The sequence below is a fragment of the Arcticibacter pallidicorallinus genome (genome assembly GCF_003002875.1).
GTDB lineage: Bacteria > Bacteroidota > Bacteroidia > Sphingobacteriales > Sphingobacteriaceae > Arcticibacter > Arcticibacter pallidicorallinus.
On sequence record NZ_PVTH01000001.1, the window covers coordinates 83052 to 105313 of the forward strand.

At 45.7% G+C, this 22262-nt stretch carries 20 protein-coding genes and 3 tRNA genes; 15 read left to right on the forward strand and 8 right to left on the reverse strand.

The features are described 5' to 3' along the window. The first annotated feature begins 39 nt into the window (after positions 1-39). The 4 genes from B0I27_RS00410 to B0I27_RS00425 all read left to right on the forward strand — a co-directional run bounded on the left by B0I27_RS00410 (position 40) and on the right by B0I27_RS00425 (position 7226). The gene (locus tag B0I27_RS00410) at positions 40-1818 is read left to right on the forward strand and encodes an aminopeptidase P family protein (protein WP_106290287.1); all 1779 of its coding nucleotides are present in this window, start codon (positions 40-42) and stop codon (positions 1816-1818) included. A gap of 75 nt (positions 1819-1893) precedes the next feature. Then, on the forward strand, positions 1894-2190 hold the full coding sequence (locus tag B0I27_RS00415) for a hypothetical protein (protein WP_106290289.1): 297 nt from the start codon (positions 1894-1896) through the stop codon (positions 2188-2190). A 248-nt stretch (positions 2191-2438) separates the two neighbouring features. Then, complete coding sequence (locus B0I27_RS00420) at positions 2439-5534, forward strand: SusC/RagA family TonB-linked outer membrane protein (RefSeq protein WP_106290291.1); 3096 nt, start codon at positions 2439-2441, stop codon at positions 5532-5534. 9 nt (positions 5535-5543) lie between these two features. Next, a complete protein-coding gene (locus B0I27_RS00425; RefSeq protein ID WP_106290293.1) occupies positions 5544-7226 on the forward strand; it encodes a RagB/SusD family nutrient uptake outer membrane protein in 1683 nt (560 codons plus the stop codon). 74 nt (positions 7227-7300) lie between these two features. Here B0I27_RS00425 and B0I27_RS00430 read toward each other — a convergent pair whose 3' ends face one another. Genes B0I27_RS00430 through B0I27_RS00440 form a run of 3 tightly spaced genes read right to left on the reverse strand, consistent with a single transcriptional unit; the run spans position 7301 to position 9270 of the window. Continuing rightward, a complete protein-coding gene (locus tag B0I27_RS00430) occupies positions 7301-8227 on the reverse strand; it encodes an EamA family transporter (RefSeq protein WP_106290295.1) in 927 nt (308 codons plus the stop codon). An 8-nt stretch (positions 8228-8235) separates the two neighbouring features. After that, positions 8236-8811, reverse strand: a complete 576-nt coding sequence (locus tag B0I27_RS00435; RefSeq protein WP_106290297.1) for a DMP19 family protein — start codon at positions 8809-8811, stop codon at positions 8236-8238. A gap of 42 nt (positions 8812-8853) precedes the next feature. Continuing rightward, positions 8854-9270: an META domain-containing protein gene (locus B0I27_RS00440; protein ID WP_106290299.1), complete on the reverse strand. Its 417-nt coding sequence runs from the start codon at positions 9268-9270 to the stop codon at positions 8854-8856. 164 nt (positions 9271-9434) lie between these two features. Here B0I27_RS00440 and B0I27_RS00445 point away from each other — a divergent pair, with 164 nt between their 5' ends. Then, positions 9435-10865, forward strand: coding sequence for an ATP-binding protein (locus B0I27_RS00445; RefSeq protein WP_106290301.1), 1431 nt, complete (start codon positions 9435-9437; stop codon positions 10863-10865). Positions 10866-10939: 74 nt separating this feature from the next. Here B0I27_RS00445 and B0I27_RS00450 read toward each other — a convergent pair whose 3' ends face one another. After that, positions 10940-12175, reverse strand: coding sequence for an NADP-dependent isocitrate dehydrogenase (locus tag B0I27_RS00450; protein ID WP_106290303.1), 1236 nt, complete (start codon positions 12173-12175; stop codon positions 10940-10942). A 146-nt stretch (positions 12176-12321) separates the two neighbouring features. Between B0I27_RS00450 and B0I27_RS00455 the strand changes: the two genes are divergently transcribed. Then, positions 12322-12771, forward strand: a complete 450-nt coding sequence (locus B0I27_RS00455) for a hypothetical protein (RefSeq protein ID WP_106290305.1) — start codon at positions 12322-12324, stop codon at positions 12769-12771. Here B0I27_RS00455 and B0I27_RS00460 read toward each other — a convergent pair. Continuing rightward, positions 12768-14651, reverse strand: a complete 1884-nt coding sequence (locus B0I27_RS00460; RefSeq protein ID WP_106290307.1) for a DNA polymerase III subunit gamma/tau — start codon at positions 14649-14651, stop codon at positions 12768-12770. The two genes, B0I27_RS00455 and B0I27_RS00460, sit on opposite strands and share 4 nt — an antisense overlap. 135 nt (positions 14652-14786) lie before the next feature. On the opposite strand from B0I27_RS00460, the gene rpsF reads away from it, so the two are divergent. The 4 genes from rpsF to mtgA all read left to right on the forward strand — a co-directional run bounded on the left by rpsF (position 14787) and on the right by mtgA (position 16668). Continuing rightward, a complete protein-coding gene (rpsF, locus tag B0I27_RS00465; RefSeq protein ID WP_106290309.1) occupies positions 14787-15161 on the forward strand; it encodes a 30S ribosomal protein S6 in 375 nt (124 codons plus the stop codon). After that, entirely contained in the window at positions 15161-15424 is a 264-nt protein-coding gene (rpsR, locus tag B0I27_RS00470; protein ID WP_106290311.1) for a 30S ribosomal protein S18, read from the forward strand. The genes rpsF and rpsR overlap by 1 nt, the downstream gene beginning before the upstream one ends. Before the next feature lie 16 nt (positions 15425-15440). Next, positions 15441-15884, forward strand: a complete 444-nt coding sequence (rplI, locus tag B0I27_RS00475) for a 50S ribosomal protein L9 (RefSeq protein ID WP_106290313.1) — start codon at positions 15441-15443, stop codon at positions 15882-15884. A gap of 61 nt (positions 15885-15945) precedes the next feature. Further along, the gene (mtgA, locus tag B0I27_RS00480; protein ID WP_106290315.1) at positions 15946-16668 is read left to right on the forward strand and encodes a monofunctional biosynthetic peptidoglycan transglycosylase; all 723 of its coding nucleotides are present in this window, start codon (positions 15946-15948) and stop codon (positions 16666-16668) included. A 14-nt stretch (positions 16669-16682) separates the two neighbouring features. Here the strand turns inward: mtgA and B0I27_RS00485 are convergent, their stop codons facing one another. Together B0I27_RS00485 and B0I27_RS00490 are read right to left on the reverse strand one after the other, a co-directional pair. After that, positions 16683-17153 carry an ABC transporter ATPase gene (locus tag B0I27_RS00485; protein ID WP_106290317.1) on the reverse strand — a complete coding sequence of 157 codons (471 nt, stop codon included), beginning with the start codon at positions 17151-17153 and terminating at the stop codon, positions 16683-16685. A gap of 78 nt (positions 17154-17231) precedes the next feature. Then, positions 17232-18197 carry a hypothetical protein gene (locus tag B0I27_RS00490; protein WP_146133067.1) on the reverse strand — a complete coding sequence of 322 codons (966 nt, stop codon included), beginning with the start codon at positions 18195-18197 and terminating at the stop codon, positions 17232-17234. Between the two features lie 520 nt (positions 18198-18717). Here B0I27_RS00490 and B0I27_RS00495 point away from each other — a divergent pair. The 5 genes from B0I27_RS00495 to B0I27_RS00515 all read left to right on the forward strand — a co-directional run bounded on the left by B0I27_RS00495 (position 18718) and on the right by B0I27_RS00515 (position 21717). Then, positions 18718-18793: transfer RNA gene (locus B0I27_RS00495), tRNA-Phe, on the forward strand. Positions 18794-18833: 40 nt separating this feature from the next. Then, positions 18834-18908 (forward strand) — tRNA-Val (locus tag B0I27_RS00500). A gap of 132 nt (positions 18909-19040) precedes the next feature. Then, positions 19041-19958 (forward strand): poly(ethylene terephthalate) hydrolase family protein, encoded by a 918-nt coding sequence (locus B0I27_RS00505; protein WP_219904950.1) that lies wholly within the window; start codon positions 19041-19043, stop codon positions 19956-19958. A 15-nt stretch (positions 19959-19973) separates the two neighbouring features. Then, entirely contained in the window at positions 19974-21608 is a 1635-nt protein-coding gene (locus tag B0I27_RS00510; RefSeq protein WP_106290323.1) for a family 43 glycosylhydrolase, read from the forward strand. A gap of 36 nt (positions 21609-21644) precedes the next feature. Further along, positions 21645-21717, forward strand: a tRNA-Phe gene (locus B0I27_RS00515). 191 nt (positions 21718-21908) lie between these two features. Here the strand turns inward: B0I27_RS00515 and B0I27_RS00520 are convergent. Further along, entirely contained in the window at positions 21909-22124 is a 216-nt protein-coding gene (locus tag B0I27_RS00520; protein WP_146133068.1) for a hypothetical protein, read from the reverse strand. Between the last annotated feature and the right edge of the window lie 138 nt (positions 22125-22262).

Genomic DNA, 22262 nt, shown 5'->3' on the forward strand with positions numbered 1-22262 from the left:
ATATTCATATTTTGTAAATTGCGTCCTTATTCTAAGGAAATGACATATCAGGAAAAACTATCAGGAATCCGGCGCCAGATGCTAAATGATAAAGTGGATGCATACATCATTCCGTCTGCAGACCCGCATATCAGCGAATATCTTCCTGACCGCTATAAATGTATTCTTTTCGCTTCAGGTTTTACCGGTTCAGCGGGAACATTGGTAATCACTCAGGACTTTGCGGGTTTATGGACCGACGCCCGTTATTTTGTTCAGGCGGCTGAACAACTCCATGGTAGCGGTTTCGAACTCGTCAAATTGGTTGCTCAGGGTAGTCCTGAATATATCGCCTGGCTTGCCGAGAATCTTGACGCCCAGGCTACCGCAGCATTCGACTCAAATCTCATATCAGTACAGCTCGCCCAGACCATTCAGGGGGAGTTATTAGCAGCCGATATCAATATCGTTGAAAATAAAGACTATCTGGATAGCTTATGGAAAGACCGTCCAGCTTTACCTGCTTCACCTGCATTTCTTCTGGATGATGCCCTTACAGGTGAAACCGTACCTTCGAAGCTGGAGCGCATTCAGCAGGAAATTAAAAGGAAGCGTGCCGACTATCACCTCATCTCATCGCTTGATGATATCGCCTGGGTGTTTAATATCAGAGGCGCTGACGTGAAATGCAATCCCGTGACGCTGGCGTTTGCGTTGATTTCCGTAAAAAATGTTACCCTGTTTATAGATATAGCAAAACTTAGCGCTGCTGACCGCACGAGGTTAAAAAGCTGGTCAGTAGAAATACGTCCGTATCAGGACGTATTTCAGACTGTCTCCTCATTAACATCTTCCTCTGCGATACTGATAGACCCAAAGAGAACCTGTTTCGCAATTTACCGTCAGATCCCGATGGGCATCAAAGTTATTCAGGATATCAATCCAAGCACAAACTTCAAAGCAATCAAGAACGAAACGGAAATAGCGAATATCCGTAAAACGATGGTTCGTGATGGAGTCGCACTCACACGCTTTTTCAGATGGCTGGAAGAAAGCATGGTCAACGAAGAGGAAACCGAAATCTCAGTTGCCGAAAAGCTGTATACCTTTCGGGCAGAGCAGGAAGGCTTCGTGGGCGAAAGCTTTGATACCATAGCCGGTTATGCTGAACACGGAGCCCTGCCGCATTATAAGGCAACCCTGGAAAGCGACTCAAGGCTAATGCAGGATGGCTTGTTCCTTCTTGATTCAGGAGGCCAGTATCTTCAGGGTACAACAGACATTACCCGCGTGGTATCATTAGGCAACCTCAGCCAGGAGGAAAAGGCAGACTATACACTTGTTCTGAGGGCTATGATTGAAGGGTCAACAGCACGCTTTCCAAAGGGGACTAAAGGCTACCAGATCGACGCCATCACCCGCAAGTCCCTCTGGGACCATGCCCGAAACTATGGCCACGGAACAGGACATGGAGTAGGCTATTTTCTGAACGTTCACGAAGGTCCTCAGGTCTTCAACGCATCAAACTTATTGGTCGATGTGGAGCTCGGAATGGTAACCTCCGTAGAGCCGGGAATCTATCGCCCTTCCAGATACGGCATCCGGATCGAGAATCTGGTACTTACCATTCCCGATCAACAAACGGAATTTGGTGAGTTCTATACGTTCGAAACGTTAACGCAATTTGTAATAGAAACCGATCCGGTAGATCAGACGCTTCTTGAAGCACGCCATATCAACTGGTTGAACGCTTATAATGCAAAAGTGTTCCACATGCTAAGCCCTTTCCTCGATGGCTCCGATCTGGACTGGCTGAAACGCAAAACCAAAGCGATTTAGGCTTTTATCTAATCGCTATCTGAAGTTTCGGCAGAGTTATTGCACTATCCTCGTACATACTAAAAATGAGAAACTATGGACAAGTTGCAGAAATTCGATTTGATGGCGAAGATAGTACGAGAGCTTGAAGACCTGAAAAATAGCCAGCAGGCTGTTATACAGAAGATCGCTAAGATCGAAATCGATAATATAGAGCTGGGAGATAAAAAATTAGAAAAGGATCTGCCGGATGTGCATCAGCGTACAGCCGACAATATGGATACTATAGCAGACATACTGGAGTATTTCGCCGGGAAAACTGATTCTTTTGGAGATTCCAATAATGTCGATAAGCTGCGGGAAGAGCAGGCCATTCGTGATCTGAAGTCTTAAGACCATTTCCACAAAAAAAAAGCTGTTTGGCGAAAGCCAAACAGCTTTTTTTTTGTCCGAATTCGCCGTTTCATTTAAAATAAAATATCTATATATTGCAGGATGCTACAGGACGCCCCGGGCGAAACCGGAGCGTTTAACTAATTAGCAGTCTAACCAATCATCTAGCAATTCCTATGACATAGTTAAAGACTATTATGAGCCATCATTGACCATTTATCTCTAACGTATTATTAAACCTAATTTTTATGACCAAATTTTTTGCGCTCTTATGCCTGATGCTTTGTCTCTCAGGCTTTCAGGCAAATGCCCAAAGCAGACAAGTCTCGGGGAAAGTCTCCGACATTAAGACCAACGAGCCGCTGATCGGAGTATCAGTCAGATTAAAAGGTACAAATGCAGGTACCAGTACCGATGTAAGCGGAAATTTCAGACTAACAATAACCGGATCCAACCCGGTTCTCTCCGTTTCTTACACTGGTTATCAGTCCAAAGAAGTGCCTGTCGGCAGCCAGCAAACGTTTGATATCAAATTACAGGAAGATGCTCAGGCCCTCGATGAGGTGGTGGTCGTCGGTTACGGTACTCAACGTAAGTCCCAAGTTGCAACAGCAGTTGCAAGCGTCAGTGGTGAGGCCATCGCTGAGCGCGGTACGGTAAGTGCCCTGCAGGGCGCTCAGGGCCAGGTTGCCGGGGTGGATATCTCTCAGGGTTCCGGCAGGGCCGGTGGCGGATACAACATCCAGATCCGCGGTCAGAACTCACTCGCCGGAGGGCAGCCTCTTTACGTGGTCGACGGAGTGATTGTACCGGATATCAACTTCCTCAACCCTCAGGATATCTTTAAACTGGACATCCTGAAGGATGCCGCTTCAACCGCTATTTACGGTTCCAGAGGATCAAACGGTGTGGTATTGGTCACTACCAAAGGCGGTGGAACGGTAAAGGGCGCACCAACGATCTCTTATGATGGATATGCCGGTGTCAGAGAGCTGGCCAGAATGCCAAACTTTATGACAGGCGACGAATGGTGGGAATACCGCCAGAATACATATATCTCTCCGGAACTGCTTGCTGGCAGAACCAATTATACCAATACCATCGGTAGTTTCGACAACCCTACCATCCTGAACCGCCTGGCGGAGAAAGATTATACCGATTGGATCGACCTCGTTACTCAAACCGGAGTTCAGGCCAACCATTCTCTCAACATATCCGGAACAAGTGATAATGCTAAGATCAGATATGTGGTGGGTGCGGGTTACCAAAAAGAGAAAGGTAATTTTCTTCAGGAAGAATTCAGCCGTTATAACCTGAAATCCAGTGTCGAGACTGACCTTTCAGACAAATGGTCTGCCGGTTTAAGTATTAACTATTCGCTTTCTGAAACGGAGCGCGGTAGCGATGTCGCTATCAGAAATGCCTTTGCGATGGCACCTATCTTTAAGCCTTATGATGATGAGGGCAATCTGGTATTTCGCCCCGGACAAATACCGCTTAACGCCACTACCACTACCAGCTTAACAAGTACGGTGAACCCGCTGCTTGAAATTCCGAACACCGAAAATAATACGCGACGTAACTTCGCAGTGGGTAGCCTGTTTCTTCAGTTTGCTCCGGTAAACTGGATCACTGTTCGGTCGTCGTTCCAGCCAAGTGTATCGAATGTACGCAATGGCCGATTCTGGGGGTCTCTAACCACTGAAGGCGACGGCTTGCTGCCCGATGCTCAGCGTGTAAATCAACAGAACTTCTCCTATATCCTGGATAATATGGTTACCGTTAAAAAGGATATCGAAGATCACAGCTTTACATTCACCGGATTGCAAAGTATGCAGAAGGATCAGTTTGAACAGGATTCACTCCGCGTAAATGACCTTCCCTTCAATTCTTCCTACCATAACCTGGGCTCATCGTCAAACAGACAGCTTTCAAGCAGTCAGTATAGCGAATTCTCCCTGGTATCCTACATGGCGAGGTTGAATTATTCATTCAAAAACCGTTATCATATTATTCTGGCCAACAGATGGGATGGTTCCTCCAGACTGGTTGAAGGCAACAGATGGTCATCTTTCCCCTCTATCGCACTGGGATGGCAGCTGGCTGAAGAGGAATTTATCAAGAAATACAATTTTATCTCCGAACTGAAGCTTCGCGTAAGTGCCGGGAAGGCCGGGAATAATAACGGTGTACAGCCTTATGGCACCCAGGCAACACTGGGCAGCCCGTCTTTCTATGATTACGGCGGTACACAGGCGCTGGGTTATGTCGCAAGTCGTTTGCCCAATACCAGCCTTACCTGGGAAAGAACCAGGGAGTATAACTTCGGACTGGACTATGGCTTCTTCAGAGGAAGAGTCAGTGGTAGTCTCGACCTGTACGATAAAGAATCAAAAGGTTTGATCCTCAACAGGCTTATCGCCATTGAAAATGGTTTCCCGTCGATTATCGATAACGTCAGCTCCGTTAGCAACAAAGGTATCGAGTTCTCCCTTAGAACGATCAATGTGTCTACCAAGAACTTCAACTGGACTACCTCCATCAACTTTGCACGTAATAAGAACGAAATTCTCGAGCTGTTAAACGGTAAGGAAGATATGGTAGGTAATAAATGGTTCATCGGACAGCCTATTAACGTGAATTACACGTATGTCTATGATGGTATATGGCAGGAATCAGAAAGAGCCGAAGCGGCAATATATGGCCAGTTCCCGGGACAGGCGAGGGTGAAAGATATTTTCAACCCGAACGAAGAACAGAAGAGAATCAGCAGTACAGAGGATAGGGCTATCATCGGACAGAAAGATCCAAAATGGACGGGAGGTTTCTCTACTCAGGTAACTTTCAAAGACTTTGATTTTTCCGCATCCATATTCGCCCGTCAGGGACATCAGGTCTTCAGCCCGTTCCATTCTCAATACGGAAATTACGCAGACCGCGGAACTCAAAAGGTATATTATGATTACTACATGTCAGAAAACTTAGTAACACCAACCCGTACATCCACCGCTTATCCTATGCCGAATAACATCGGGCCGTACTGGAGTGGTATAGCAGGAGTTGGGTATTACAAAGACGTTTCCTTCGTTAAAGTGCAGAATATTTCACTCGGATATACACTTCCTTCTGATCTCTTAAAGAGAGTAAACGTAAAAAGCCTGAGGATTTATGCCAATGTCTTAAATCCTTTTGTGTGGACCAAGTTTGATGGGTTCGATCCTGAAAGCGCAAACGGTGTAGACCCGAATGTGAACGCTACTAACGACAACAATTCTACCGGTTCATTAAATAATCTCGCACCCTCAACTGTCACTTATCAGCTTGGTGTGAACTTAAGATTCTAGGAAATAGATATGAAAACATTAAAAATATACTCCCTGTTGCTTCTCTTCATCACCCTCGCGGGATGCAAGGATTACCTGGAAGAGGAAAATAAATCGAACATCATTGCTGAAGATTATTACAAAACTCAGGAAGGATACGAGAAGCTCATTAATGCAGCTTATTCAACCCTTCGTAACGTGTACGCTTATACCGGAACCAGCAGTGCTTATATGTTCAGTGCCGGAACGGATATGTACGTCGAAGGCAGGACCGGCGATCAGCCGAAGAGCTTAAGCGAGTACCGGAACCTGAATCCCGACGACCCTTATGTGCTGAGCTTTTACACGAACCTGTATAAATCTATTCAGATCTGTAATACGGCGCTGTACTTCAATGCAAATACTGCAGAGTCTGCAAATTTGCCTGTAAGAAAAGGCGAGATGCAGTTCCTCCGTGCTTACTACTACTTTCTGCTCGTTCAAACTTTTGGCGGCGTTCCATTGGTTACAGATCGTACTACCACCCCTCAGTCCGAATTTACTCGTACACCGGCGGAAGAAGTATATGCATTTATCATTAGCGAAATGAATGCAGCTCTCGAACTGGTTCCTGAAACCTCCTCTCAATATGGCCGGGTAACTAAGCGCGCCATTCGTCACTACCTGGCCAAGGTACACCTTACCAGAGGCTACGAAAGCTATGGAACGGCGCAGGACTTTCAAACAGCAGCCCAATTTGCCGACGCAGCGATTAACAGTCAGAAGCTGACCACCTCTTTTGAGGATCTTTTCTATCCCGGTAATGAGCGTGATCCGGAGATTTTATTCTCAATCCAGTTCGACGCCACCTCACTGCCCACTGCAACGACAGGTGGAAACGGGCAGGGTAATTTCTTTGGTCCCTACCAGGGCGGTCAGGGAGCTGTACAGGGATATCCCTGGAGAAACTATGCGCTGGTGCCGACGATGTACACTTTTGATACGTTCACTGAAAACGATGCACGATTTGATGCCACGTTTATGGTTTACCATTATGCGAGGTATTATGATTATTACGACAAGAGGAGTGAGCGCGCTAACTTAACGATCCGCTTCTACTACAAGCCGAAATGGGATACCCGCACCGCCGAACAGTGGAAGGCGGAAGATCCGGCTCGCCGTAACACAGCCACCGTTATACCGTATTCGCTGGCCTGGGAATCATCCCAAAGAACGGTAGCCGACAATGCCAGTCCAACCGTGAAAAAGTTTGACGATCCGAAGTCGCAGTTCTCCGTTGGAAACGGATCAAGCAGTCGGGATCTTTTCCTGGCCCGTTTGGGTGAAACCTACCTGATCGCCGCCGAAGCTTATTTGAAAGCGGGAAACACTGGATTGGCAGCAGAGCGGGTCAACGAGGTCCGCAGAAGAGCTGCCAAGCCGGGAAGAACCGCACAGATGGTGGTCGGAGCAGGTGATATGAATATCAACTTTATTCTCGACGAAAGAGCACGCGAGCTGGTTGGTGAGTTTCACCGCTGGTTTGACCTGAAACGTACAGGAACGCTGATTGAAAGAACGCGAACACTGAACCGGGACATTAAGACGAACTGGTTTGATCAGGGAGTTAATCCCTTCATTGGCCCGGATGGGCAAGCCAAAATCCTCAGACCGATACCTACAGCCGCACTGGATCTGAATAATGCAGATGTAACGCAAAACCCGGGATATTAGTCCGGTTTCTTAAAAGGGCTCATCAATCCAAGCGGTTGATGAGCCTTTTCTTTTTACAAGCCTCCGCCTGAAGCCTAAGGTATACTCTTTCTGTACTTAGCCAGGTTAATAAGCAATACGCTGCCAAGTATCACGGTAAGTCCTATAATCTGAATAAAGGAAACGTGTTCGTTTGCAAAGAATACCCCAAGCAAAACAGCAATGACCGGATTGACATAAGCGTAGGTGCTCACCTGCGTTGCGGTGCGCACTTGAAGAAGCCACACATAAGCACTAAAAGCCGCGATGGATCCCATCAGGATCAGGTAAACGAGGGAAGACCATGCTTCGATGGATACAGTACTCCAGGCAATACTTGTCCATTCGCCCTGAATAAGGCTGCCCGGAAGAAAGGCCAGTCCGCCGAAAGTCATTTGCCACGCCGTGTTCACAGCCGCCGAACCTCCTTTGGACTTATACTTAGAATAAAGTGAGCCGGCCGACCAGGATATGGAAGCCAGTAATAATAACAGCAAAGCGGGAAGCCTGTTCTGATCTCCTCCCGCAGCGAAAATTTCGCTTACCTGATCCCAGAAAAGCAGGATTACACCGCCAAAGCCGATGATAAGTCCGATGACGGTACTCATACTATTGAAGTTGATATACCATTTCGATTTGTCAAGCAATACAAACCATATCGGAGAGGACGATACCATAATGGCCACTACAACGCTCGGAATATATTGCTCAGCCCAGATCACCGCTCCGTTTCCGATAAAAAGCAACAGAAATCCGGTCAATGCAGATGGCAGAATATACTCCCTTTTGAAGACTTTTTCGCCCCTGGCAACGCACCAGCCCATCATGATTAGCCCGGCTGTAACAAAGCGGATGAATCCCATTAAGAAAGGCGGTATCTCATGAACCGCCCTTTGAATGAAAAAATATGTGGAGCCCCATACTACGTAAACGGTAGCGAAGGCAATTACGACAAGTAAAAGGGAGGGTTTTTTATTTTCCAACTGAGGACTTAATTGTCAGCAAATTCGTGCTTGTTGGCGCGAATATAGGCAATCTTCAGTTTTTGTAAATCTTCCTGATCGTATAAAGAAAGAAATTTATTGTCAAATGACTTCCAGTCTGTATTCGCTGAGCCCTTCCGGTGCTCTTCGTTTACCTCACGAACCAGGTCTGCAAAACGGGAGGCTTGTATGGCCTTGAACGCTGTCTCCGCATTTTCTATAAATTTCCCTGCGGTGCTTGTAAAGAGCTGATGGAACCCGCCATTATTTACCTCTGCCTCGATCTGCCATATCGTATAGATGACCTGCCTTCCTGATGAAAATCCGCTGAATACGGCAGACTCATCGCTAAGGTTCTTTTTCATCTTTGAAAGCAAATTGTCTTTCACGAGCTGCAATACTTGATCGTCAGATGCCTCGTCAATCTGATTCGTGGAAAGAGAGGTCTGTACCTCACGGTTTGCGTAATCGATCAGTTCCGAAGAAAGCTGAGCCTCCATTTTCTGTGCAAAGGCAGAACCGGCAGAAATAACAAACAGGACAACGGCTATAAAATAGACGAATTGATTAGCGCGTACTTGCATTTTCAATAACTTAGGAATGACAAGATACGACTTTTATGTCAATTACCTATCGGTTGCCTGTAAGGTCGCCACAAGTTTGTTACCCTGGTATAAGAAGAGTCTATCGTTGCTTATCTCGTAACGCTCAGTGGATTCCAGTGCGCGGAAGAAGGCGTTCTCAACATCGAGTGCCGGACAAGCCATCTTCGTTCCCATCATTCCCCCGAATTTAAGTGCGCTACCCTTAGCAGTATAGTTTCCTCCAAAGCCGTTGCAACCCGCTTTCCCGCGTACTTCTCCTGGGGCAGTACCAAATTCAATAAACGCACCCGAAGAACCGGCATCTATATCACTAGCAGACAGCAGGGTCCATTTGTGAGATATAAGAGACTGTGACTCTGACGCTGCTTTTCTCGCTGCGCAGCCAGAAAAGATGAAAAGTCCTAAAATAATTGTCGCAATAGCTGAGTTGATTTTCATGAATTAGATTTTTTATTTCGAAATTTGAACCAGTTTAAATCTTCAACTGGCCAGTTATATACAATTACGTCGCATAGAAGACAGATGTAACATTGATAAGTGAAATAGTGCATAGAAACCAACGAAAAACAATATCAGACCGGTTAAGCAGCTACAAGACCTTCATGAATGAACTTTACAGGAAAGCGCCTGTGGGAATCTTCTTCATGAACACAGATTTTGTGGTCTATTTTGCGAACGAGGCCATGACCAAAGTGTTCAATAAAGAAAGTGTTGATGAAATCGAAGGAGAGAACATTTTTGATTTGCTTCCCGGTCTGGAAGGCGACCAGGTCTTTACCATCTTCCGGAATGTCATAAATACAGGAGAATCCTACGTAAACAAAGAGCTCGGTGTTTCCTTTCTGAGAAACGAAAAAACAGAGACTTTGTATTATAATGTACTGATTGAACCTGTCAGAAATCAACGTAATGAAATCATCGGAGTGGTTAATGTTTCAGTCGAACTGACTGAACAGGTGGTTAATAGAAAACGTCTTGAGGAAAGCCAGCATCGTCTTGCTCTGGCAATCGACGCGAATAAGCTCGGTGTCTGGGAGTTTGATCTGATTAGTAATACCTCTATCCGTTCGGCAAGATATGACGAGATTTTCGGCTATGAAAACGGTGCACCTTCCTGGTGGGGTCGGGAGGATTTCGTCCGACATGTCGTCGAAGAAGATCTGCCCATATATAAAGATGCGTTTGACAAAGCATTGCAGCACGGTGATATGGAAGCCGAGGTCAGGATCATTACCGCCCAAGGTACAAGGAAATGGATCGGTATTCGGGGAGTCATTCTCAAGGACGATGAAGGTATTCCGGTCAAAGCCATCGGTATTACAGTAGACGTCACGGAACGTAAAAAACAGGAAACTCAAAAAGATGAATTTATCAGTATAGTCAGTCACGAGTTGAAGACCCCAATCACCTCCGTTAAAGCTTACACACAAATCCTTCAAAGGGAGCTCAGCAAACTGGGGGATCCCAAGATCAGTCAAATGTTCGACCGTATGAATAAACAGTTAAACAAGCTGACAGGCATCATATACGACTTGCTCGATGTAACGAATATGGAAGGGGGTAAGCTTCGTTATAACCATGTTGAGTTTTCTTTCAATGAGTTGCTGGACGAGGTGGTCAGTGAGATTCAGGTAGGTGTAGATACGCATTTTATACGCACTATAAAAGAAGGACAAGACAGAATTAAGGCCGACAGAGAGCGAATCAGTCAGGTATTAACTAACCTGATTACCAACGCCATCAAATATTCCCCTAAAGCTAACGAGATAGTTGTGCGGACGTACCCGTCCGAAACGGTTTTAATGTGTGGGGTACAGGATTTTGGCTTCGGTATTTCAGATGAAATGAAACCAAAGCTCTTTGAAAAGTTCTATCGTATCTATAATAGTCAGCATAGCACCGTATCTGGATTAGGTCTTGGGCTGTATATTACCCGTGAGATAATGAAACGACAGAATGGTAGAATATGGGTAAATAGTAAGCTTGGGGAAGGCTCGGAGTTTATATTCGAACTGCCGCTTAACCTAGCCTGAAAGGAAATCCAATCAAGCAAAAAGGGGATGGCCGTTAACTGGTCATCCCCTTTTTGCAATATGCTTTATCTGGACTATTTAGCCAGTTTCGCTTTTAAATTCTCATCGATAGCATCAAGGAACTCCTCAGTGTACAGGTAATCAACTCCATGTTCTACCTTAGCTTTAGCAGTGATCGCTAAATCTTTGGTCATTTTACCACTTTCGACAGTCTCGATACAAACTCTTTCCAATGTATGGCAGAAGTCGATCAGCTCCTGGTTGCCATCAAGCTTACCACGGAATTCCAGACCTCTTGTCCACGCGAAGATAGAAGCGATAGGATTAGTAGATGTAGGGTTACCTTTCTGGTGCTCGCGGTAGTGCCGTGTTACCGTACCGTGTGCAGCCTCAGCTTCCATAACTTTCCCGTCCGGAGTGATTAACGTAGATGTCATCAGACCCAAAGAACCAAATCCTTGAGCAACAGTGTCCGACTGAACGTCGCCATCGTAGTTTTTACAAGCCCAAACAAAGTTTCCGTTCCATTTCAAAGCAGCAGCAACCATATCATCAATCAGACGGTGCTCATAAATTAAGCCGGTCTTATCAAACTCAGCTTTGAACTCCTGCTCATAAATTTCCTGGAAGATATCCTTGAAACGACCATCGTATTTTTTTAGGATGGTGTTCTTGGTTGAAAGATATAGAGGCCATTGTTTCATCAATGCCTGGTTGAAACAAGCACGTGCAAATCCTTTGATAGATTCGTCAGTGTTGTACATCGCTAAAGCAACACCATCACCCTTAAAGTTGTAAACCTCGAAAGACTGCTCTTCGCCACCGTCTTCAGGGCTGAAAGTTACAGTCAGCTTTCCTTTACCCTTAGTAACGAAGTCTGTAGCACGGTACTGGTCACCGAAAGCGTGACGGCCGATACAGATAGGCGCAGTCCAGTTAGGAACCAAGCGAGGAACGTTATTCATCAGGATAGGCTCGCGGAATACAGTTCCATCCAGGATGTTACGGATCGTCCCGTTAGGAGATTTCCACATCTGCTTCAGGCCGAATTCTTCCACACGCTGCTCATCAGGAGTGATGGTAGCGCACTTGATACCTACACCGTATTGTTTTATCGCATTAGCAGCATCCACAGTGATCTGGTCATTGGTCTCATCACGTTTCTCAACACCCAGGTCATAATACTTAATATCAAGCTCCAGGTACGGAAGGATCAGCTTATCCTTGATGAATTTCCAAATGATACGAGTCATTTCGTCTCCGTCCAGCTCAACTACCGGATTCGCTACTTTAATTTTTTGCACTGACATATTTGAATTTGTTTTGAGTAATTTGTTCAGATACACAAAGATATAAAAATTGAATAGACAGAAAGGTTTATGCCTGTTCAAAAGCTATTTCTGACAAACATTTAACCCTTTCGGTTGCTTTTAACGGTATAAAACCTATTTGCACTATGAATAACGAAAATACACCGTTTCCTGAGCTGAATGATGATAACACAGACAGGAACAGAACTCAGAAAGATGATTTAGGAGCTAATGTAGGGAGTGAAGACCTGGTATATAATGAAGACGAGGAAAGCTACGAAATTGATGTAGCGAGTAACGATCCGGATTACCAGCATCCCGACCCTTACGACACTGCAGGCAGAAACGGAAGCGACTTTGACTCAGATTTTGATGAAGCAAATCCTACGGCCAACGATGAATATCATCGTACCAATGACGGCGCCGATCCGGCTGTTACACCCGAATACGGTATGCACATAGACAGCGGCAAGATCGTGGAGCTTGACGAAATAGACGAAGAGCTTGCAGAAACTCCCGAAGATCAGCGTGACGATCTTGATGAAGAAGGTTATCCGAAGAATGATGACCCCGATAAAGAAGGAAACTTTCTTTAATTGATCTCTAGATTGAACTTTTTTCTAAACTCTTCCAGCACAGGGTTTTTGGTAGCCATGTGCTGGTACTTTTCATGAGAAGTATATAATCGCTTCTTCTCATTTTTCTCCGCCTGCCGGAGAACCAGATCAATGCTGTAATTCCGGAGCTGTACTCTCAGCGCATTTAAAAGATCTACTTTTTCAACAGTAAGTAAATCCTCCTGTATCCGATTCTCAATAGTGACCTCCACCTGGAAATTATCTTTCAAAACAGGCGTGTTGCTGGTCATCAGCGTATAGAGGTTTATCTTATTTTGCTTTAATAATTTCTCTGTGTATTGATTCCAGGTAGTGATCAGCTCCGCCTCATTAAAAGGCTCTTTGGAATCACCCGATAGGTATTTGGGCCCATTATCTTCCTCCTCCATCACCGGTGCCGATAAATCGTTGAGATTAGGAATCAGGGATGCTACCGCCTTCATAGGCTTGATGGCAATCTTCGGTTTCGAAACAGCGTCCGGTTGTACAGATGACGTCGCTGCTGGTAGCGGAGCAGACGCATTTGCTTGTGAGGACGGCGTCGATGACGGCGCACTAATCGGTAGTGCCGGCTTAGTCGTTGCCTGTGCTTGTGCCGGGTCTGGCTTCTCCAAAGCCGGAAGAGATGGAATGGCAGATGCCGGTTGAGAAGATGCACCCTGAGGAGCAATATTTGCCGCAGCAGCTGCCGGATGCCCTGACGTTACCCCGCTAGCTGATTTTTTTTTTGCTGCTTCAGTCGGACCGGAAGCAGCGAGATTTAGTGCGGAATGAATGTGGCATATCTTTATCAGCGAAATCTCTACCTGCAGCCTCTGGTTCTTACTGTTCCTGTAGTTCAGGTCACATTGATTGGCAATGTTAAGCCCTGAAAGCAGGAAGGAAGCCGAAGCTTTTTTGGATTGCTCCAGGTACTTCGTTCGGATTCCGTCGCTTACTTCCAGTAGTTTCAGAGTAGCACTGTCTTTCCCTACGAGTAAGTTGCGGAAATGCGAAGCCAGTCCCGTTATAAAGTTATTTCCGTCGAATCCGTTGGTCAGGATCTCATCAAACACCAGCAGGGTGGAAGCGATATCCTGATTCAGCAGATAATCGGTTATTTTGAAGTAGTAATCATAGTCCAGAATGTTCAGGTTTTCAATAACCGCCTTGTAGGTTACATTCCTGTTAGAGAAGCTGACGATCTGGTCAAACATCGATAGGGCATCTCTCAATCCGCCATCAGCCTTTTGGGCGATCACATGTAAGCCGTCTTTGTCAAAAGCTACATTTTCTTTATTCGCAATATTAGCCAGGTGACCGGCCATATCCTCTACCTTGATACGGTTGAAGTCAAAAATCTGACACCTTGATAAGATGGTGGGCAGGATCTTATGCTTTTCTGTAGTCGCCAGAATAAATATGGCGTACGAAGGAGGTTCTTCTAAAGTCTTCAGAAATGCGTTAAAGGCCGCCTGAGAAAGCATATGAACCTCATCAATGATATAGATCTTATACTTGCCGGACTGGGGAGGGATACGAACCTGTTCCGTCAGACTGCGGATGTCGTCTACGGAATTGTTAGAAGCGGCATCCAGTTCATGGATATTGAATGAGTTTCCATTGCTGAAAGCGCGACAGGATGCGCAGGTTCCGCAAGCCTCATTTTCGGCCGTGATGTTCTCACAATTGATTGTTTTCGCCAGGATACGCGCACAGGTAGTCTTACCCACACCACGCGGTCCGCAGAATAAAAAGGCCTGCGCAAGCTGGTTGTTCTTAATGGCGTTTTTTAGCGTATTGGTGATATGTTGCTGGCCTACAACGCTTTCGAACGTCGCTGGTCTGTACTTTCTTGCCGATACCAAAAAATTATCCATCGCCACGAAGATAAGGAGAAGGCCGATGATGTGCAAGGCTGCGAAGAATAGAATGGAATTTGTTTTTATCAATAGAATCTGCTACATTTGCACTCCCTTATTAAGAGGGTAAACAACTGATAATTAAATTACAAAATGCAACAGTACGAAACAGTAATCATTCTTACCCCGTTGTTATCAGACGAAGCTGCGAAAGAGGTTTTAACCAAATTCCGCGGTGTTCTTTCAGATAACGGAGCCGAGATTGTCCACGAAGACAATTGGGGTTTGAAGAAACTTGCGTATCCTATCGAGAAAAAGACTACAGGATACTATCACCTAACTGAATTTAAGGCTCCGGGTGACTTAATTAAAAAACTGGAGATTGAACTAAGACGTGACGAGCGAGTGATGCGTTTCTTAACGATTTCTCTTGACAAGCATGCACGTGCGTACAACGAAAAGAAACGTAGCGGAGCATTCTTGAAAAAAAACAAACCTGAAAATCAAACTGAGGACGCTGCAAAATAATGGCAAGAGAAACAATTCAGTACGTAACAGCCCCTAAAGTAGAGGATACACGTAAGAAATATTGCCGTTTTAAAAAGAACGGTATCAAGTATATTGATTATAAGGATGCAAACTTCCTTTTGAAGTTCATTAACGATCAAGGTAAAGTTTTACCACGTCGCTTAACCGGAACATCATTGAAGTTCCAGCGTAAGATTGCTCAGGCAGTTAAACGTGCACGCCATATTGGTATATTACCTTATGTTACTGATTCATTAAAATAAGAGGAGGTAGATCAGCATGGAATTAATTTTAAAACAAGATATTAAGAACCTCGGCGAGAAAGACGATGTAGTAAACGTTAAGCCAGGTTTCGGACGCAATTTCCTTATTCCTAAGGGATATGCAATTCAGGCTACTTCTTCTGCAAAGAAAGTTTTAGCTGAAAATTTAAAGCAAGCTCAGTTCAAACAAGAGAAGATCAAAAATGACGCTCTTGCTGTAGCTGCTAAATTAGAAGGTGTTAAGTTATCTATCGGCGCTAAGGCTGGTGAAAGCGGAAAAATCTTCGGTGCTGTAAATACCATCCAGGTAGCTGAAGCATTGAAAAAAGAAGGTTTTGAAGTTGACCGTCGTCGTATCACTTTCGAAACTGAGCCTAAATTTGTTGGCGAGTATGTTGCTAACTTAAACCTTCACAAAGAGGTTAAGGTTCAGGTTCCTTTCGAAGTGGTAGCTGAATAAGTTAAACTAAGAACTATAAAAGGGCGCCCCATATCAGGGCGCCTTTTTTCGTAACTAATAAATGGCCCGCAAAAAATCCCGCTCTACCTCCAGGTCTTCATTCTTTAAATTTCCCAGGCTGCTTCGTTGGGTTAAAAAGATCATCCTCTACTTTTTTGCTATCAGTGTACTATGGGTACTCTTGTACCGCTTCGTTAACCCGCCTATTACCTGGCTGATGGTACAACGTGCGGTAGAACGTAAGTGGGATGGCAAAACCTGGAAGATTGATCATGAGTGGCGGGATTATGATAAGATGTCGCACAACCTTAAAGTGGCCGCCATTGCGGGTGAAGATGCCGGTTTCCTCGAGCATTGGGGGTTCGATGCAGATGCTATTCAGAAGGCCTATCTGAAAAATAAAGCCGGTCAGCCCATCAGGGGGGGCAGTACCATCACTCAGCAGACCGCTAAGAACGTATTTCTCTGGGGTGGACGCTCCTGGCTGCGCAAGGGATTCGAAGCCTATTTTACCATGCTGATTGAGATATTCTGGAGCAAAGAACGTATCCTCGAGGTGTACCTGAATGTTATTGAAATGGGAGATGGTATCTATGGTGCAGAAGCCGCTTGTCTGGAGTACTACTCCAAAACAGCAGAAAGCTTAAGCAAAAGACAGGCCGCCTTACTCGTAGCCGTGTTTCCAAATCCACGAAAATGGACACCTGCAAACCCAACCCGTTATATTTACTATAAGCGCGGACTTATCCTCCGCAATATGCGCTTTATCAAACTGCCGGATTAAGTCGGTTATTCTGCCTAAGCAAAAACCCTTGCGTGCCAGCTGTCCTTCAAAGGAATCTCCCAGTTAGCATCCAGTTCTCCTTTGGTGAGTACCAAATTGTTGAATACGATGGTATCGCCATCGATCTCGTTGGCTTGCACTAAAGACTCAAACTCCTCCCGTGTGCATGAATACACCTCGTTGTTCTTCTTATAAGCCATATTAAAGCGGTCGAACATATTCACGCCGTATTCTTGCTCCAAGTCGCGTATAAAGCCCGCAGAGCGATCTATAGAGCATCCCGAAGCCATTGTCTGTACTTCGTCCACTATCAGTATCACGAAGCGGTTATAACGCAGCTCGCCCTTTGCCTTCAGTTGAGCACCATGCGCTTCCCACTGAGCTGCGAAAGCATTCAGATCTTTTTCAATTGTAGCCGCTTCAGAAGCGGTGAAAGCCCTGTTGGATTGGTAGATCCAAACTCTTGATTGATCAGAAAATTCCATGGGTCAAATATACGTAATCCGTATAGATCCCTGTCTCAGCGCAATGTCTAGTTTTGAAGGTTTCCGAATGCGGTTATTCTATTTGGTTAACTTGTTAAAAGATAATTTTTTACCTAGAGTACATCCCGTTTGCTGCCTTTGTGTCGAGGGAGTGGTAAGGCCTTGGTCCGGCTTATATTTATTTTGGAACTCTTTTAGCAACCGGTTACCATCATAACCCATTTCCTGTATCTTCTCGTGACGATCCGGGTAGGCCTCTTTGCTGAGGCGGAAGGGTTTGGCCGCCATCGGCGCCGCCTGTTCAGCCGGGAAGGCCCCGATAATGGCGCAGGGACTGAAGCCCTTGGTGTTCAGCAGAACATATTCGCAGGTATGTGGCACCTGATCATACATCAGCAGCGACATGCTCAGCATCACGATGCAGCCTGGGTCTGCCTTTGCGTTCAGGGTAATGGTTTGGGCCTCCATAACCGCTGTCTTGTGCACATCCAGATCCTTGATGTCCAGATACTCCAGGTACTCCTGCCGGAAGTCCAATGCCACCACCATTAGCCGTATCCGGTAACGGGATGCGCTATCGGGATATCCTGCAGCCTTTTTCACATCTTCTTTGGGTTTGAACCTGCCCAGGCTTACTTCGAGATTGCCCTCTGCATTCCGGAATACGCTGTGGCTAATCTGCAGGACTTCTGCAAGCGGACTGGCACCGTTGAAATCCATCCCCAGCAGGTCCTGCAAATTGGCATCGTGAAGGTCACGCTGACCGATGCTGCCGCTCAGGCTGTTACGCAGACTGCGGTACACCTGCTGGGTGGTGCGGCTCACCGCTTCACCGTCCCGGTGGATATAAGCCGGCTCAAAAGCCCGGCGGATCGCCGCCGCAGCCGAGCTGCTCAAGCCGAATTCGGTGGATGCCCGGATGCTTCCTTCAGTCTGTTCAAATTTGCGGGGCTTCCCCTGCATGATGTTCTTGCCGCGGTACATGCGGTAAATGACGGAACCTGCCTTTCCGTGTATTCTTCCTTTGTTGTCAATGCTTGCCATAATGTTATTTTGATTTAGAGAGGCAAGGTAGATCAGCAAGGCCCTGATGACGATTTTTTCCTGAAAATCGACAAAATTTTATGCTATTTTTAAAAAAACGTATCTCAAAATCCGTCTGGCGGTTGTCAGATTGAAGCATATACGCTTTTGTATACGCCCATATTTCAGCAGTGTTTAAGGCGGAATAAGTCCGACTTACAACATGCTAAGTCGGACTTATCACTACCGCAAAGCGCTTTCTATAGGCCAGCATATAAAAGCGGAATATTAGACGTTGAGGCAGGTCTTCTTATACTGAAAATACCTTACACTTAGCGGATAGTTGTTCTTTTATTAAATAAGTTTCGGTTGGCGCAAGGTAAGGTCTTATGCCGCCTTGTTTCAAGATTGTATAGCTGAAAGATAATGATCTCATAATCAAGAGGCAACTGGAATTTGAGCGATTGAGGTAAGATTTATTTGAAAAAAAGTTTTAGAAATTAGAAAAAGAACCTACATTTGCAGACCCAATCACGGGAACGGTATCATAGCTCAGTTGGTAGAGCAAAGGACTGAAAATCCTTGTGTCGCTGGTTCGATTCCAGCTGATACCACCAAAAAGCCTTTCAGTACATACTGGAAGGCTTTTTAGATGAAGGGAGTTTAGCTCAGCTGGTTTAGAGCACTACCTCGACAAGGTAGGGGTCACTGGTTCGAACCCAGTAATTCCCACGATATGGGCCTTCCGGAAAACCGGGAGGCTTTTTTGTTTTTTACCGAAAAAAACTTGGCCATATCGCTTCCGTTGTGAATACTTCATTATATTTATTGCGCTAACCTATAGCTAACCTAAAACCCAATAATATGATCAGGAAACCTTTGGCCCTTTGTGTATTGCTAACCATGGCTACACTGGCTATGTCTACACCCGGATTTTCACAGCAACAGTCTGTTGCTGTTCGTCCTACTTCGAGAGTTGTAGAAGATGGAGGAACAGGTCCACACAGCGCCATTATGATAAGCGAAAGTAGTCTAACTACCCATACCGTTTTCCGCCCTAAAGACTTAAGTGCATTCGGTAGTAAGACCAAGCTGCCGATAATTGCCTGGGGTAACGGAGCCTGTGCGAACTCCCCCTGGGAGCATATAAACTTTTTGTCGGAGGTCTCTTCTCATGGATTCCTGGTAGTGGCCATCGGTCCGATGCCGGCAGAGGGAGAGAAAGGTAGCGGTAGATCAACATCTTCGCAGCTTACGGATGCGATCGACTGGGCTATCGCTCAGAACAATGATAAGAATAGCCCTTATTTCAATAAGTTGGACGTGAAGAAGATAGCGGTGAGCGGCATGTCATGCGGCGGACTGCAAACACTTGAAGTATCTGCAGATCCACGTATCAGCACAATAGTGGTCTGTAACAGCGGTATCTTTAATACTCCCGGCAATGGCATCAGCAATATGCCCAACCTGACCAAGAATAACCTTCAGAAGATTCATACTCCTACTCTGTATCTTCTCGGTGGAGAGACGGACATTGCATATGCGAACGGGATGGACGATTACAAGCAGATCAATCACGTACCGGTTTTTGTTGCGAATATGGACGTCGGTCATGGCGGGACCTATATGCAGCCACATGGTGGTGAGTTTGCAAAAGTCGCTACAGCATGGTATAAATGGCAGTTGAAGGGCGACAAGGAGGCCGGCAAAGTGTTCTCAGGCAACCCGGCGGGTCTCGCCAAGAATTCGCAGTGGCGCTTTGATAAGAAAAATATGCCTTAGTCCATTCGGCTGTACATGCACGTATACTTAAATTTTCTTTCTAGTACCAATGCGGTGCGCTGTTTCTTTGCACTTAGCTTTCTTGTCTGCACTTGCACTCAGGTAGCAGCTCAAAAGCTCAATATCAAAAATGATGCATTCTGGGACACCACTGACGGCAGGCCGATCTATAGCCAGGGCGGAGGTGTTTTCAGGTTCAAAGATCCCGGCAGCGGCAAAGAGAAATATTACTGGTATGGCGTTCATTACAAGGAAGCGGAAACCTACCGGAACTCTCCCAACCGCACCTTGCCACAGGCAAGCTTCGAATCTGTTACTTGTTATACCTCAGTCGATTTAGTTAGCTGGACATTCGAAGCAGAGGCGATGACAAAAGCTGAAGCCTTGCCCGATGGAAAGTGGAATTGGGTAGGGCGACTCGGGGTCGCCTTTGTGAAGGAGATAGACCAGTATGCGATGTTCGTGCAGCATGGCTCGGAGGTGCTCATCGCCCTTTCAGATGTTCCTGCCGGACCATTCAAATGGCATCAGAAGATCAGCATGCTGGATCGTATCGGAACCACAAATACCGGCGATCAGACGGTCTTTACAGACGAGGATACGGGGAAGTCTTACCTGGTATATTCTTATGGCAGAGGAAGGCATAAGATCTATGTTTCAGAAATCGGGATGAAGAATGGGAAAGTGGATCTGTTGGATTGTACAAAGATCTTTGAGGGAGCAAGTCGCGAAGGAAACTGCATGTTCAAGTATAAAGGGAAGTTCTACATGGCTGCCTCTAATATCTATGGCTGGGATGGATCTCTGGCTTATTACCTGGTAGCCGACGATGTAAGAGGGCCATACAGGCCGCATAATGAGATGTTGGTGATGGAGGGTGCCGAGAAAGATTATGCTCATGTATCTCAAACCGGATTCTTTGTAACGCTGAAAGGGAGTAAGCAGGAAACGGTTGTGTACTGTGGCGACAGGTGGGCTAACTTCGCCGGGAATGGCCTGGGATACAACGTATGGGTTCCGCTGTCGTTCAACGGGGATCGGCCTTATTTTAATTCTCTAAGCTCCTGGAATTTGGATGCCAGGACAGGGGAGTGGGAGGTAGCAAAGGATAATAACTATGTTAAGAACGGAAGTTTTGAGGCGGATCGCAAGCGGATTCCGAGTGTGGTGAAGCCGGTGCAGATGGTGCTGACAGGCTGGGAAACTAGAGTGTTGAAGGGTAATGAGATCTCTCTTGATAGCTTGGTGTCGCCCGCTCTTAACTATTTTAATACAGAGGAAGACCGATTGAAAGTATCAGGAGAGAAGAGTCTGCAGATTAGCGATGTGGTTGATTTTGAGCGTAATGTTTCGCAGGTGATCAGTTCTTCTCCTTACTTTAAGTTGCCCGACGGGTTTTACAACCTCAAGGCTGTTATCCGGAACACCGATGGATTTTCAGTCCTGGAAGTGTATGCGGAGAGTGGAGGAAAACGGCAGGTGTACAAGATAGAAGGTGCGGATTCTGATTGGAAGGCTTTTGAGCTGAAACGTATACCCATCAGAAATGGTACGGTTGAAATAGGGTTTAGAGCTAATGGCCGTGGCGGGGCTTCCTGCCAGGTGGATGATGTTTCTTTGACTTTATTGCATATTGAGGCCGGAGAATAAAAAAATAGACTATATTTGCATCCCCAAACAGGGAATGGTATCATAGCTCAGTTGGTAGAGCAAAGGACTGAAAATCCTTGTGTCGCTGGTTCGATTCCAGCTGATACCACTAAAAAAGGTCTTTCTCATAGCGAGGAAGGCCTTTTTTTGTGTTTCAAAGATCGTTATTGATCATCGAGCTTTCTCCGTGAGTTGTCTTGTCTGGAAAGGCTTTAAATGATTTTTTCTGTCCTTTTTTAAGCCATCTGATGCAACTTAAACCACATAACCTAAAATTAGCGATTGCGAGGCGGAAAACTGTTACATTTCCTGATCGTCTATAGCGTTGCCTATGTGTCTGATATATTCAGCGTCCCCAAGCTCCGCTGATGCCCAACTCTGCTCAGCGTTGATCCATTCGCGTTCAATAACACCGAGCCGTTTATCTCCCTGATAGATGATATAGGTATCATCGCCCTGAGGAATGACAAATAGGATGTTTTCGTCGATATGGATAGCAAATCTTTCAAATTCCATTTTATGCGATTTTTGTATATTGATTATTGATGGTCGTTTGGTTCGGTCAGTGGGCACCGTTTCCCTGTTGGCATCCGCCAATCTGATCAACATCCGGAATTCGGTTTAGTTTCCCTGCCGAAAAAACTCCATTACCCC

Excerpts from the sequence above, each read along its gene's own strand:
- B0I27_RS00410 (WP_106290287.1), top strand. The coding sequence starts at position 40 with ATGACATATCAGGAAAAACTATCAGGAATCCGGCGCCAGATGCTAAAT.
- B0I27_RS00415 (WP_106290289.1), top strand. The coding sequence starts at position 1,894 with ATGGACAAGTTGCAGAAATTCGATTTGATGGCGAAGATAGTACGAGAG.
- B0I27_RS00420 (WP_106290291.1), top strand. The coding sequence starts at position 2,439 with ATGACCAAATTTTTTGCGCTCTTATGCCTGATGCTTTGTCTCTCAGGC.
- B0I27_RS00425 (WP_106290293.1), top strand. The coding sequence starts at position 5,544 with ATGAAAACATTAAAAATATACTCCCTGTTGCTTCTCTTCATCACCCTC.
- B0I27_RS00435 (WP_106290297.1), bottom strand. The coding sequence starts at position 8,811 with ATGCAAGTACGCGCTAATCAATTCGTCTATTTTATAGCCGTTGTCCTG.
- B0I27_RS00440 (WP_106290299.1), bottom strand. The coding sequence starts at position 9,270 with ATGAAAATCAACTCAGCTATTGCGACAATTATTTTAGGACTTTTCATC.
- B0I27_RS00445 (WP_106290301.1), top strand. The coding sequence starts at position 9,435 with ATGAATGAACTTTACAGGAAAGCGCCTGTGGGAATCTTCTTCATGAAC.
- B0I27_RS00450 (WP_106290303.1), bottom strand. The coding sequence starts at position 12,175 with ATGTCAGTGCAAAAAATTAAAGTAGCGAATCCGGTAGTTGAGCTGGAC.
- B0I27_RS00455 (WP_106290305.1), top strand. The coding sequence starts at position 12,322 with ATGAATAACGAAAATACACCGTTTCCTGAGCTGAATGATGATAACACA.
- B0I27_RS00460 (WP_106290307.1), bottom strand. The coding sequence starts at position 14,651 with ATGGATAATTTTTTGGTATCGGCAAGAAAGTACAGACCAGCGACGTTC.
- rpsF (WP_106290309.1), top strand. The coding sequence starts at position 14,787 with ATGCAACAGTACGAAACAGTAATCATTCTTACCCCGTTGTTATCAGAC.
- rpsR (WP_106290311.1), top strand. The coding sequence starts at position 15,161 with ATGGCAAGAGAAACAATTCAGTACGTAACAGCCCCTAAAGTAGAGGAT.
- rplI (WP_106290313.1), top strand. The coding sequence starts at position 15,441 with ATGGAATTAATTTTAAAACAAGATATTAAGAACCTCGGCGAGAAAGAC.
- mtgA (WP_106290315.1), top strand. The coding sequence starts at position 15,946 with ATGGCCCGCAAAAAATCCCGCTCTACCTCCAGGTCTTCATTCTTTAAA.
- B0I27_RS00485 (WP_106290317.1), bottom strand. The coding sequence starts at position 17,153 with ATGGAATTTTCTGATCAATCAAGAGTTTGGATCTACCAATCCAACAGG.
- B0I27_RS00490 (WP_146133067.1), bottom strand. The coding sequence starts at position 18,197 with ATGGCAAGCATTGACAACAAAGGAAGAATACACGGAAAGGCAGGTTCC.
- B0I27_RS00505 (WP_219904950.1), top strand. The coding sequence starts at position 19,041 with ATGATCAGGAAACCTTTGGCCCTTTGTGTATTGCTAACCATGGCTACA.
- B0I27_RS00510 (WP_106290323.1), top strand. The coding sequence starts at position 19,974 with ATGCACGTATACTTAAATTTTCTTTCTAGTACCAATGCGGTGCGCTGT.
- B0I27_RS00520 (WP_146133068.1), bottom strand. The coding sequence starts at position 22,124 with ATGGAATTTGAAAGATTTGCTATCCATATCGACGAAAACATCCTATTT.